The organism is Methanolobus sp. WCC4, assembly GCF_038022665.1.
Taxonomy (GTDB): domain Archaea; phylum Halobacteriota; class Methanosarcinia; order Methanosarcinales; family Methanosarcinaceae; genus Methanolobus.
On sequence record NZ_CP150629.1, the window covers coordinates 2,154,048 to 2,168,631 of the forward strand.

The following is a 14,584-nucleotide window of genomic DNA, read 5'->3' on the forward strand; positions in this document are numbered from 1 at the left end:
GTCTGCTCTATAAGAATTCTGCAAATTCCAACTTTGAACTCACTAATTTTCACTAGCTACATTATTTCGATAGTTTTCAGATAGTAGTTTATAAGTAACTTCAACCATCCCGGAGGGTCCGGCGAAGCCGGCACAATCCAAAATAGTAATAATCTGTTGCCTTTTTCTGAATACAGGCAATTAAAAATGCGATATTTTCCACAAAATTGATAGTCCACAACCATGATATGCATGCACACTCACCGAAAACAGGCAAACAAGAATTTCTATGGAGACATAAATCCCTCTTTATTAATTTTATTCACGTCGTGCTAAAAAATAAGTTTATATAGTTTGCAATTTCTATAGTTGCATGTAGAACAGTTAAATATATTTGAACTAATGATTGAATTCATGTTAAAATTGACAATCAAATTTTCCAGGATTCAACAGCATGAGTGGTGGTACTTTGAACTTAAAAAACGTATTAATGCTAGTTTTATTGCTAGTTGCATCCATGGGAGTTGCATCAGCGAACAATTTTTCTGAAACAACAGCTAAACCCAGTAACTTTGTGTGGGACGAAAACACAGCTTCTTCAAATACATACACATGGGATGCCAGAACATTTTCGGGTTTTTACTATGATCTGGATTCCGGCAATTACTCCGAATCAATGACAATAAATATGGATAACTGTTGTGACAGAATTATAGAAGAAGGAGACCTTGAATATTCAACAATTCCTATTAACATCGATTTTAAACATGGTGACTGGGGTTCATATCAGGTAATCGGGTTTATTGGAGAGAAATACTTTTCGGGCTATACCAGTGATACAAAATTTCCTGGTGACGAGGCAAGTCTGATACCTGATGGTATAATTACAAAGATCCTAATTGATGATAACAGAAATGTACCATTCAATTCCAGCTCTCCAATTCTCCTTGAAAACGGATATATACTGAATCTTGTAGAAGTCGATACCAGTGGATCTCGTGCATTTATCACACTTGAAAAAGATGGGGAACTTCTGGATACCGGTATTGTGGCAGCAGATGACGACTACGTATATGAGATCAATCTCAGAAATAACGATGTACCAATTATAGTAGTTCACTTCAATAATATTACTCATGGAAATGAAACAAATCCTGTATTTGTCAATGGTATATTCCAGGTATCAGAGGATTATTTGTTGTTAGAAGAAGGTGATTTGTACTCTGAAATGGAACTCACTTATTATTCTGATAATGGTATCGGAATGGAAAATGATAATCAAATTAACCTGTCAAAAGGTAACATCATTCAATTAATGGGTGATATATGCTTAAAAGTTGCTGATGATGATAATCTCAGATTTGCACCCTTTGTAAACAAAGAGACAGGAAACACATACTATTTGAGAGGTACTGTTGCAGAAAATGACACTTTTACCTGGACACCTTTGAATTTCGCAGGTTTCTATTATAATATGGATAGTAACATCGGTTCTGAAAAACTTGAAGTCATCAGCCTTGATGACAGGATGATAGAAGAAGGGAACCTTGAATACACAAGCACTATTCAGGAAGTTGATTTCAAAGCAAATTATAGTGATTTGGACCCTGCAGAGTTTCCTGCAAAATATCCGGTCATGGGATTATTTGGGGAGATGTATGTGCCTCTTCGGAGCGATACTCCGAATAAATTGACAGAACTACTTATTGATAAAGACGAAAAACACTTGCTTACCGTTGAAGAGCCAGTGGAGATAGGTGGTGGCTATGCAGTTTCATTAGAAGCTACCAACAACACAGTTAAAATGATGTTACTCTACCTATTCAAGGATAGTGAACGAATAGACAGTGAAATTCTAAGCGTAGGTGACAATGGTGCTACACTTGTTTATAAGGATGATATTTCAACAGAAGATGACATCGATATTTTACGAGTACACTTTAGCAATATGTCCCATAATCAAACAACAATTGATGGTATCTGGTTAAGGGATGAGGAGAATTGTATTGATATTAATATTGGTGACTCTTTTGGAAAACTAACTGTTTCAGAGATAGGAGCTAATCATCTAAAAATGGAAAATACTGAAAATGTAACTCTTTTCCAAAATTCAGTTATTGAAATTACAGAGAATTACGCATTCAGGGTAGCAGATGATAATGACCTACGTTACTATCCATACACTGAGATAACGCCACTAAACGCATTAACTTTTAATTCTTTTAGTCCGGCGACTATTAATCCTGAATCTTACAACGGAAATATAACAACATTCAATGTAGAATTAAATCAGGAGGCAGATGTCACCTGGGTTCTGGATGATGTAATACTTTACACAAACACATCGGTAACAACTGCTTCATATATCAATACCAGTGCAAAAATTGGAATCCATAACCTGAAAGTAACTGCAAAGAATGAGAATGGATATGCTGAAAAACAATGGACATGGATTGTGACTGAGCATCCTTTTGAGTTTATAAACATTGAGCCTGCAGGGGACTGTTCTGTAATAATTGGAGGAACTACGGACTTTAATGTGAACATGCCGTACAATTGTACAATTGAATGGTATTTGGACAACAATTTGGTTCAAACTGATAACAATGTAACCTCATCAAATTACACGTTTGATTCTTTGATAAACAACATATCTTCACGTTCAAGTCATTCTATTAAGGCAGTAGCTTCAAACGGGAATGAAACATGCCAGAAGGAATGGCATTGTTCTGTATATTTGATAACACTTCGTTCTGGACTAACATGGGAACTAAAAGATGGATATTCTCTAACACTTTCGAGTGTAGATACTACTGGAGATAAAGCCCTGCTTAACCTGAGTAAAAACGAAGAACTTGTGGACCAACGAATTGTACCAGCTGAAAGTTATTACTGTTACAACAGGTCTATTAATGGAATTGAACAGAACATTATCAAAGTATATGTATCAGACATCTTCCAAGGGCAAATTGATAGTCTAGTTGTCATTGAAGAACTACAGCAATATTCAGATGCAGGCACATTAGATACTAATCCTGTAAAATTGCTGGGACTTGGAGATATATGGACTCTTGGAAGTGGTTACTCATTATCTATTGTCGGAGTTGATGAAAAAGAAGATTATTGTATAATTTCCCTTGACAAGGATGGCACAATAGTGGATGAACGTATTATCAACAGCAATACTATCTATAGATATCAGAGAACAAATGAAACAACAGACAACATTGAGACAATTATTGAGATACCAATTTTCAATGTGTTTAATTCGATCCCAGAAGAATATGTAGAATTTTCAAGCAACTATACACTCTACTCCGATGAAGGTACAGTTGATACTGATTCCTTTGTACTGATCAGGTCAGGTGAACTCTGGGAACTTAATAATGGATATGCTATTGGTATTGAAGAGATATCTGACAAAAAAGCATTGGTAACAATTGAAAAGAATGGTATTGTAGTTGATCGTGACATTATTGATGAGAACAGCATTTACAATTACGAAAGGCTGGAATCTATAAATGGAACTATCAAAACAATAATTACGATTAATTCATCAAAGATATTCAACGGGAATTTTGAAGACTACATTGAATTCAATTTGGACTATCAGGTTAATTCTGACACAGGTACAGTGGCTCTTAATGACAAAAGTATAGTTGAAGCTGGAAGTACATTGGAATGGGATAATGGCTATAGCATTAGTTTAGTTTCAACAGGCATCAACAATAAAAAAGCTATGTTCTCTCTGGACAAAGACGGAGAATTATATGATGAATTTATTCTGGATGTTGGAGACTACTACTACCTCAACAGAACAATAGATGGAACTGAACTGACGATTGTCAGGTTCCAGTTAGAGAACGTTTTTACTGGAGAGAACAACAATATTGTCACCATAAATAGAATTATAGAGAACCCTGATATTTCTGGTGATGATATAAGCATTACAACTACTGAGAAAGACACCTTCAGGATCAGAAGTCAGAACTACAATGGACTTGATCTTACTGATATCATTGGCTACAATGACACAGACTCGATTAAAATTAATTCATCAGGTTTTGCCGGTTTCTTTTACGATATAGATAAAGGTATTTCAACTGAAACGCTTACAATATTCGGTGGTTCTTATATTAATGGGACTTTGATCGAGACAAATGGAACTGTGTATGCCTCCAGAAGAATGCCAATTGAATATGAAAGCAGCAATATAGAAGGTTACTACGATTGTATTGGGCTTTTTGGAGAAAGATATGTTCCAATTAGTGAGAATACCCTCAATAAGACTGCAAAATTAGTTATTGATACTAACGAAAATATTGTATTAGAGACAAAGCAAAGTCTTTACCTTCCAAGTGGTTATGAGATCACTCCAAAAGGAATCGATGTTGAAGGAGAAAAAGTATGGATTGAATTATCTAAAAACGGAGAGTTCCTTGAAGATGAAGTTATTAATGTATTAAATAATGAGATGTGGGTCTATGATAAAGATCTTGCTGGTGAAGATGATGTTATTGTCATGAAAATGAAAGTAACTGATATAATTCAGCAGAAGGATGGTAACGGAATAACCGTTATTGAGGGCTTGTGGCTGATTGACTTCGAAAATATTGTCGAAATAAATGTAGGCGATAACTTTGGTGAAATGCAGGTATCCAAAATTACAGCAGATCACCTCGAAATGACAAATCCAAATTCAATCGAGCTTGAACGAAATTCCATCGTTGAGCTTACAGACAAATATTCCTTTATGGTAGCAGACAAAGATGAACTGGAATTCTGCCTTGTGGAAGAACCTGGGGATTCCAGCACATGCGAAGTTCGTGGAACTATTTCAGAAAATGCTGCCATCTCTGAATGGACTCCTGTAAACTTCGAAGGGTTCTATCATGGGTTTAGTGATAATGGTGGAACAGAAACACTTGTGGCTAATATTTCTGATAGCGAGATAGAGAATAGAAACCTGATATACCAGACCAGCCCTGCAAATGTGGATTTCAGGCATGATGAATGGGGTGAATATTCTGCCATTGGATTCCTTGGTGAAAAATACCTTGCATCTTACACCGGGTCAACCGGGTTTGAGCTGAACGCTACAAACCTGCTTTCAACTAACAGGTTATCCAGAGTCCTTATTGATTCTAATGATGAATATGTCCTTTACAATAATTCTATGCTGATCCTCGAGAATGGATACGAACTTGAAGTCCTTTATATAGATACAAACAATAGCCTTCTTAACCTGTCCCTCATAAAGGATGGCTCAAAGGTCGATACTGCCGAGGTGTATGCAAATCATGATTACATCTACAGAACTGATATCCAATCTATCAATGACGTGCCTATCATAGCAGTTCACTTCAATAATATCTCTGCTGAGAATGGAAGTAACGATGCACATGTTGAAGGTTTATTCCAGATTTCAGACGAATGTACTTTCCTGTCTATTGGTGATACGTTCGGACAAATGACGCTAAGCAGCATTTCTACAGGTGGTATTACCTTGCTTAATGGAAATGATATGCTGTTATCAAAGGGTTCCAGTATCAACGTAACAGAGAATCTTTATTTCAGTGTTGCAGATGATGACGAGGTCAGATTCTATCCATTTATGCATATCACCACTCCTACACTGGAATTTAGAACCCTGAGTCCGGGCAGGGATGAACTGACATCTGAATCAGATACCTGTTTAATCTTTGAAGTCACTACAAGCAAAGTATCTGATCTTACATGGATTGTAAATGACGTTGAGATCCAGACCAATGATTCATGCATGTGGGCCAGTTTCTCATACACACCTACCTCTACAGACCCATATACTGTAACAGTACAGGCAGAAAACTCAGATGAGACTATAGTGCAAACCTGGAACATGAATGCAAATATTCCACTATCGAATACTATAGATGCAAGTTCATCAGGTAGTTCCTCCTCAGGAGGAGGTGGCGGTGGAGGCGGCAGTACAGGGGAAGCCTATGAAAATATCCTCAAAAAAGAAGTTGTCCGGGAAAATGTTAACAAGGACATGGAAACAACATACAACTTCAAGGAAGATGTCAACCCTGTTGAATCCATAAAGTTCATTGCACTTAAAAATGCAGGAACAATCTCTGCGACTATTGAAGTACTGAAAGGCAGATCCTCATTTGTAGACGTAGAACCTTCCGGTGAAGTCTACAAGAACATTAATGTCTGGATTGGAAAGACTGGATTTGCAACGCCTGCAAATATAAAGGATGTACAGGTTAAGTTCAAAGTAGAAAAGACCTGGATTGAAGAGAACAATATTCAGGGATCATCCATCTGTTTATGCAGATATAATGATAATATATGGAATGAGCTAACAACACAGAAAGTAGATGAGGATGACAAATACTTCTATTTTGTCTCTGAAACTTCAGGATTCTCTGCTTTTGCTATAACAGGAAAAGCATTAGATACTGCAGGAAAGACCGATGTTAGCTACAGTCTGCAGGATAATACAGAAAATGATCCTGCTATAAGTGAATCTGAAAATTCAAGTTCAACAGAACAGAAGAGTACACCCGGATTGGGAATAACAGCTTCCATTACTGTGTATGCTTTGGTTGCTTTGGTACTAAGGAGAAGGAACTGAGTTCCTGATCCCTTTCTTATTTTCTGAGCAACTTAAAACTCCGGTCTTCAAAAATGTAATTTCCTGGTGAAAATAAAAGAGAATCCTTTAATTATTCGATTTCAAAAAAGAAATACTGGAACCTCTACTCAAGGCTCCTCTCATTGATCTCGCACCTGATATCCTGTTTGAGTATATCAACTGCATCATCATAATTCTGTATCTGACCAAGGGTCCACATCATCTTAACAAGTGCAACCTCTGGAAGCATATCCTCGCCTTCAATTGCTCCTGCTTTTAAGATATCCCTGCCTGTGTCATATACCCTGTCGCATATCCTGCCGTTGAGACACTGGGAAGTGACGATGACCGGGATCTTCTGTGATGTGGCTCTCTCGATCTGTGGTATCCAGTCAGTGGATACGTGGCCGAGACCTGTTCCTTCTATGACGATGCCTTTGTAACCTGCATCGATGAAATAGCCGAGGATATCAGGACTTGAACCCGGCGTGAATTTAACAAGAGCGCACTTTGGTTCGAGTGAATCCATGAGTGCAAGTTCCTTCTCATTCCTCTTTGTGTAGGACAGACCGGTCGTAATCTCACCTGTTGCATAGTCCACATAACCTACCGGTTCTGAGTTGACGGACCTGAAAGCATCCCTTCTGGATGTGTGCATCTTACGAACCTTGGTGGCACGGTGGATTGAGCACTTATCGTCTGATGACTCACTGTGCATAACAACGGTCACTTCTGCAATATCACTCACAGCGACCTTTGCAGCACAGATAGCATTCATGGCATTGTCACTGCTTGGCCTGTCAGCACTCCTCTGTGAACCTACGAAAACGATTGGCACAGGAGTATCGATCATAAAGGACAATGCAGCAGCGGAGTACATCATTGTGTCAGTACCGTGAGCAATGATGATACCATCGGCACCGTTCTTGATCTCTTCAACAACAGCCCTTGCAAGCTCCTGCCAGTAATCAGCCTTCATGTTCTCGGAAAGGATGTTGTAGATGGCCTTACCGCTGAAATTGGCTATCTCTGTGAGTTCAGGGATTGCCTGCAGGATATCGTCAGCAGAGAACTGTGAGGTCACAGCACCTGTCCTGTAGTCGATCTTACTGGCAATTGTTCCGCCAGTTGACAGGATGGACACCTTCGGAAGACCCTTCTTTGGTTTTACTTCAGCTTTAGCGGCTGCCTTTGTGATAGCTTCCATATCCTGTTTCTTCTGTACTACTGTGACAGTGGCACCCTCAGGTTCTATACCTGCATTGTATCCACTGACCATCTTTACGATAATATGACCGGTCGTGCTCGGCATGAGGATACCTTCGTATTCCACACCTGCCTTTTCGACCTTTACCCTGTCACCTTCTTCGAAGTCCATGATAATCCCTTGATTGTAATAACTGTAAGAATTGTGATTGTAGTGTTAGTAGTAATATATGTATATGATAGGTAAGCGTTCAAACATCTTTTCCGGTATAGCCTTCAACCACACTGAACAGAACCTTCAGTGAATCCTCGATTCCCTTGTTCAATCCGGCAATATCCGTCTTTGTGCTTTCAAGCTCTTCCATACGTATCTTGATCGCTCTTTCCATCTCAACAGGTGCAGGACCACCTGTGATAGCCCTTCTGTTGATGTTCAGTACAGGGTCAAGAGCTTCCTTTACCATCTCTGCTGTAAGTCCCCTGCTGCTCAGGGTCTCACCGATAACGTCCTTCGCGACCTCATCTATCTCTTCCAGTGTAGGATCTCCGTCACCACGTGCCAGCACACCAACAATCTGGTGGGCTGTCCTGAACGGGATACCTCCTGCCCTTACCATGGTGTCTGCAAGTTCCGTTGCTGTGGTGAAACCAAGAACAGACTTCTCAGCCATGCTTTCTGTGTTGACCTTCATGGTGGCTATCATGCCTTTTGTTATACGGACAGCACCTCTTGTGGTCTCCACTGCACGCCACATATTCGGTGTTGCCTCCTGGAGGTCACGGTTGTAGCTCAGTGGAAGTGCCTTACAGAGAGAGAGTAATGCCATAAGTGAACCGATAACCGTTCCTGCCTTGCCCCTGACGAGTTCAGCAGAGTCCGGGTTCTTCTTCTGTGGCATGATGGATGAAGTGGAAGCATACATATCATCAAGCTCCACGAAAGAGAACTCGGAACTTGACCAGATGATGATCTCCTCTGCCATCTTGCTGAGGTTCACCATGATATTTGCCATAGCAGACACGGATTCTATCAGGAAATCACGGGTGCTTACAGCATCCATGGAGTTACCGAGCATGTCATCGAACCCGAGAAGTGTACGTGTCCTTTCACGGTCAAGATCAAAACCTGTAGAAGCAAAGGCTGCAGAACCAAGCGGACATTTGTTCACCCTTGAGAATGCACTGATAATGCGCTCAATATCCCTGCCAATCGCATCGGAATGGGCCACAAGATGATGTGCGAATGTGGTTGGCTGAGCATGTTGCAGGTGTGTGAATCCAGGCATCAGTGTCTCTGTGTTCTCTGATGCTCTGTCAATAAGTGCTTTGCGAAGTCCGAGAAGCTCTTCCATAAGGGACAGAAGCTCATCCCTTAACCTTATCCTGATACAGGTTGCAACCTCATCGTTACGGGAGCGACCGGAGTGCATCCTGCCACCTGTATCCTCACCTACTATATCTATAAGCCTGGACTCAAGTGAGATATGGATATCCTCATAACCGTGATCCAGTTTTTCGATACCCTCTTCCTTTATCTTCAAAAGCCCTGTAAGGATGCTGCTGCAATCCTGTTCTTTGATAATTCCCTGCTCATGCAGCATGACCGTATGAGCCATGTCCACAAGGATATCGGCCTCGAATATCCATTTGTCAGCAGACATAGATGATGTGAAATCGAGCATATCTTCATCAGGTGTTGAAGACAAGCGGCCTCTACGTAAAATATCGCTCATTTGAACCCTCGTGATTATAAAATGTAATATGTAATTAGAAGTAACCCTGATTGGTAGCGTGGTATTGGTCTGGATACTTAAATAAGGATCGGTTTTTTAATAGTTCGCAAACTGTCATCAGGCTTTAGTATGGAACCTTTACCTTTCAAGAGAAGCTATTTATACTAACTTGAATATAATAATAGAAATAATAATTATTGCTGGTCGTACTGTGCTAATACGTCCTGCTTCATTGAGGTGAAATTTTGACTAACGAGAATGATAGTTACGCAGATAATATAGATGATGAACTTAATCAACTTGTGATATTCAACCTGGGTGTAGAAGAATTCGGCATCAATATCATGCAGGTTCAGGAAATAATCCGAATGCCTGATATAACAAGGATCCCAAAGTCACCTGATTATATCAAAGGTGTGATCAACCTTAGAGGAAAGATAATAGTTGTCATGGACCTTGACAAACGCTTTGGAATGCCGGAACAGGATATCACGGACGAATCAAGGATCGTTGTTGTGGACATAGAAGGTACCGTTGTAGGACTGGTCGTTGACTCAGTCAGTGAAGTAATACGCCTAAAGGGTTCCAGCATCGAGCAGACACCTGAGATCATCTCACAGAAGATCAATGCAGAGTACCTGAAAGGTGTCGGTAAACTGGATGAAAGATTACTTATCCTGCTCAACCTTGAGAACATCGTCGGCGATTCTGCTGCAGCAGCCTGAAATATATTATTCAACAGATGACAATGACCTGAGGGTTTGTCATCATCACTTTTTTTCAGATACATCGATCCCGGTACACGTAGTGCTATGAACAAAAGCCGGATAAGACCCTGTTTGCAGATGCAAGGATAACAGGACGAATATATAGCATCAGTAACATAACCACTTTTTGTAGAGGGAATCAAATGAGAACACTTGACATAGTCATCATTTTAATTGTCATCACCCTGGGAACAATAGCATGCGGATGCATAAATGAACAGGCAGAGGAAGATAGAACCGTTGAGGACATATCTGAAACTACTGAACAGGTCATGAGTGGTGGAACGGATACAATATATCAATTCTCGATCATCAATGCCCTGCTGGAAGGAGTATATGATGGAGAAGTAAGTTCTGCTGAACTTAAAGAACATGGAGACTTCGGGCTTGGTACCTTTGATGATCTTGACGGGGAAATGCTGGAACTTGATGGTGTGATCTATCAGGTCAAAGCAGACGGCAATGTCTATGAAGTAGATGATACCACAACATCACCATTCGCTGTTGTTACTTTCTTTGAGACGGATATCGAGGATATATTCAGTGAACAGATGGATAACCAGCAGATGGCAGAACACATAGCCGACCTCTTGCCCAGCGAGAACATAATGTATGCCATAAAGATCACCGGCAATCTCAGTTACTTGAAGACACGTAGCGTGGCAGCACAGGAGAAGCCATATCCGAGACTTGTCGATGTGACAAAGGACCAGTCTGTCTTTGAATTCAATGATACCAGAGGTACGATCGTCGGATACTGGATGCCGGAATATATCGACGGCATAAATGTCCCGGGTTATCACCTGCATTTCATCACAGAGGACAGGACAGGTGGCGGACACATCCTGGAATACACGATCGATTCGGGAATAATAGAGATAGACAGCACAGACGGGTTCTACCTTGAACTGCCTGAGAATGAGAATTATCTTGGCACGGGCTTTTCACAGGACACTGAAGGAGAGCTGGAAGAAGCTGAGAACTGATCCTGTTTAAGTGGAATATGAATATGGACGTCTGTTCCTGTTCCCTTTTCACTTTCGATCCATATATTGCCCTTATGGTTCTCCACGATAACCTTGCTGATGTAGAGTCCAAGTCCGTTGCCACCATAGGTCCTTGTTGAAGAACTGTCTATCTGGTGGAATTTCTGGAAAAGTTCCGGAATATCATTTTCTGCGATACCTACACCGGTGTCGCCAATTACCACATGTATGCCTGCACCCTCAACATTAGCGGATACAGTGACAGTCCCGTTCGAAGGTGTGAATTTCACCGCATTGTCCATCAGATTCAGGAATACCTGGGGAAGATATGTCCGGTCGGCATCTACTGAACATGAGTCGAAAGCATAGTCCACACGGATCTTTATTCCTTTCTCTTTCATAGCATCAAAGAACATATCCACTGTCTTGTTAAGGACAGAGGAGATCTCAACCGGTTCGAAATTATAGCGAATGGTCCCGTTCTGATCAGTACTGAGGAATAGTAAAGAGTCGATAAGATTCTGGAGCTTGCGCGTCTTTGTGACAACACGTTCGATAGCATATGTCTGTTCAGAGTTCAATTCTCCCAGGCTACCGTCATAAAGAAGTTCACTGAACCCTTTGATAGATGTCAGAGGAGTATTGATCTCATGTCTAAGGTTTGAAAGGAACTCATCTTTTAACTTATCGAGGGATTTAAGCTCATCATACGCTTTTTCTAATTCGGATGTAGAGCTCTTCAATGCCTTTTCTGTCTGCTTACGTTCGGTGATGTCACGTATATGGCTTACAGCCATTGTTACGTCACCTTTGGTATCATAAACAGGGAATATACGGAAATCCCTTACTCTCTCATCGACAGGACCCGTATGCTCGAACTCTTTCATATTACCCGTTGAGAATACCTCTTTTACAGGACAGGGGTCGCAGGGCATCAGGTCTGCTGTGAAGGATTCACATAACTGAGGATGTGCGTCCTCATCCCCGGGAGCGGATATGAGATCACTCTTCCAGTTACTCGTCACTATATTCATTTCCCTGTCAACCACAACGATCAGGTCCTGAAGGGCATTGAAAGTACTTGTAAGGAGTTCCTTCTGGTTCTGGAGTTCCTCTTCAGAGTTCTTGGTAGCTGTTATATCAGCAATAAGTCCGATGCCTCCCTCAAGTGAATTGTCATTACGGGAACGCAAAGGCACATAGTATGATCTTAAGAATATCTCCCTGCCAGATGTACGGGCAGAGTACTCATTCTCGTAAAATGAACCGGTATCAGATAAAGAGCCTGCAAAGAGCCGATGTAAACTGTCATCATTGACGTAATCGAACATATCAGAACCAACGACATCAGCTTTCTTTACCCCGAAGATATTCAGGAAACTTCTGTTGCAGTGGGTTATAGTTCCGCCTTTTTCTACAAAGATACCTAAAGGTGAAGCATCGAATATCAACCTGTGCCTTTTCTCTGAATCTAAAAGAGCTTCCTCAACCTGTTTTCTTTCGATCACTTTGCAAAGACGTGATGTTATCACATTCAATAGACGCTGTTCTTCTTTCAGGAAAGGACCGATGTCATGGAAAGGGCGTTCCTCACGATAGGATACATGCAAAGAACCTCTTTTCTTTCCGTGAGTGATGATATCACTGGACAGGGTGTATATGTTCTTCTCATAATGTTCGGTCCTGTGGACCTCACCATCCAGAACTATGCATAGCTCTGCAACCTCAGGGTAAAGAAAAGCTGGTTTCAGCCTTTGTATTATGCCTTTCAGTAAAGACCTGAGGGGCATATGAAGGTCGAAAAGATCAGAGATACTGTAGATGCATTCAAGCTCTCGTTCTCTTTTTCCCATATGGTCCTGTTTTTCCTGCAAGTTTTGCCCACACCAGATTCAATAATATTTACAAGTAACTAATATATTACTGTATTATATATTATTTATATTAATAGATTTTGTTGCTCAAATGATCATGGAAATAATTCAGAAGTAGCGGAAAGAGTCTTCCTGATACTATGCTATTAAATAGATGAGGGGCAATAGATGAGTTCATAAATGCCATCTGGCACATAAATGCTTGAACCACAGGTGAATAAATGTATTCAGACAGGATCAATTCATTACCCCCATACTTATTTGCAACGATCGATGAAGCAAAGGCCGCAGTAAAGGCAAAAGGTGTAGACGTTATCGATCTTGGTGTTGGCGACCCTGACCACCCGACTCCGGACCACATCGTAGATTCAATGTGTGAAGCCGTACGTAACCCGGAAACACATACATATCCATCCTACACAGGAATGATGAGCTTCAGGAAAGCTGCTGCAGATTGGTGCAAGGAGACAAGAGGCCTTGATCTTGACCCTGCATCTGAGACCCTCACACTTATCGGATCCAAGGAAGGAGTAGCCCACATACCTCTGGCATTCATCAACCCGGGAGATGTCGCACTCTGCCCTGACCCTGCATACCCGGTCTACAAGATCGGTACAGAGTTCGCAGGTGGCGAAGCACATATCATGCCACTTCTGGATGAGAATGACTTCCTGCCGGACTTTGATGCAATACCAAAGGACAAGCTTGAAAGAGCAAAGCTGATGTTCCTGAACTATCCTAACAACCCTACTTCTGCGATCGCTGATAAGAAGTTCTTTGAAGAGGTCGTACAGTTCGCCCGCGATAATGACATCGTGGTCATCCACGACAACGCATACTCCGAAATGACCTATGACGGCTACAAGGCACCAAGCTTCCTGGAAGTTGACGGTGCAATGGATGTTGGTATCGAGCTTTACTCACTCTCAAAGACCTACAACATGACAGGATGGAGACTTGCCTTTGCAGTAGGTAACAAGGAAATAATATCCGGCATCGGTAAAGTAAAATCAAACATCGATTCCGGTGCTTTCGACGCTATCCAGATGGCAGGTATCACGGCACTATCCAGTTCCCAGCAATGTGTTACTGATATGAACAAGATCTATGAGGAAAGAAGGGACGCACTCCTGAAGGGACTCACAGAAATGGGAATAGATGTCAAGCCACCTAAGGCAACATTCTACGTTTGGGCGCCTGTACCTGAAGGCTATGACTCAATGGGATTCGCAAAACTGCTGCTTGAGGAAGCAGGCATCGTGGCAACACCAGGTGTTGGATTTGGAACCTATGGTGAAGGCTACATCAGATTTGCACTTACACGCTCCGTTGAGAGGATCGACGAGGCAGTTCAGAGGATGAGCAAACTGAATATCTGATATTCTAAGCTTTTATCTTCTTTTTTCTTTCTTTTTTA

At 41.1% G+C, this 14,584-nt stretch carries 7 protein-coding genes; 4 read left to right on the forward strand and 3 right to left on the reverse strand.

The window, feature by feature from the left end:
• The first annotated feature begins 433 nt into the window (after window positions 1–433).
• Complete coding sequence (locus tag V7O63_RS10215; RefSeq protein WP_340818411.1) at window positions 434–6,601, forward strand: S-layer protein domain-containing protein; 6,168 nt, start codon at window positions 434–436, stop codon at window positions 6,599–6,601.
• A 124-nt stretch (window positions 6,602–6,725) separates the two neighbouring features.
• On the opposite strand, the gene gatD is transcribed toward V7O63_RS10215, so the two are convergent.
• Both gatD and argH read right to left on the reverse strand, forming a co-directional pair.
• Complete coding sequence (gene gatD, locus V7O63_RS10220) at window positions 6,726–7,979, reverse strand: Glu-tRNA(Gln) amidotransferase subunit GatD (protein WP_340818412.1); 1,254 nt, start codon at window positions 7,977–7,979, stop codon at window positions 6,726–6,728.
• 79 nt (window positions 7,980–8,058) lie between these two features.
• Window positions 8,059–9,540, reverse strand: coding sequence for an argininosuccinate lyase (argH, locus tag V7O63_RS10225; protein WP_340818413.1), 1,482 nt, complete (start codon window positions 9,538–9,540; stop codon window positions 8,059–8,061).
• A 245-nt stretch (window positions 9,541–9,785) separates the two neighbouring features.
• Here argH and V7O63_RS10230 point away from each other — a divergent pair, with 245 nt between their 5' ends.
• Both V7O63_RS10230 and budA read left to right on the forward strand, forming a co-directional pair.
• Window positions 9,786–10,265 (forward strand): chemotaxis protein CheW, encoded by a 480-nt coding sequence (locus V7O63_RS10230; RefSeq protein WP_340818414.1) that lies wholly within the window; start codon window positions 9,786–9,788, stop codon window positions 10,263–10,265.
• A 185-nt stretch (window positions 10,266–10,450) separates the two neighbouring features.
• Window positions 10,451–11,293, forward strand: a complete 843-nt coding sequence (budA, locus tag V7O63_RS10235) for an acetolactate decarboxylase (RefSeq protein WP_340818415.1) — start codon at window positions 10,451–10,453, stop codon at window positions 11,291–11,293.
• Here budA and V7O63_RS10240 read toward each other — a convergent pair.
• On the reverse strand, window positions 11,233–13,167 hold the full coding sequence (locus V7O63_RS10240; protein ID WP_340818416.1) for an ATP-binding protein: 1,935 nt from the start codon (window positions 13,165–13,167) through the stop codon (window positions 11,233–11,235). The two genes, budA and V7O63_RS10240, sit on opposite strands and share 61 nt — an antisense overlap.
• A gap of 221 nt (window positions 13,168–13,388) precedes the next feature.
• Between V7O63_RS10240 and V7O63_RS10245 the strand changes: the two genes are divergently transcribed.
• Window positions 13,389–14,546 (forward strand): LL-diaminopimelate aminotransferase, encoded by a 1,158-nt coding sequence (locus tag V7O63_RS10245; protein ID WP_340818417.1) that lies wholly within the window; start codon window positions 13,389–13,391, stop codon window positions 14,544–14,546.
• Window positions 14,547–14,584: the final 38 nt, after the last annotated feature.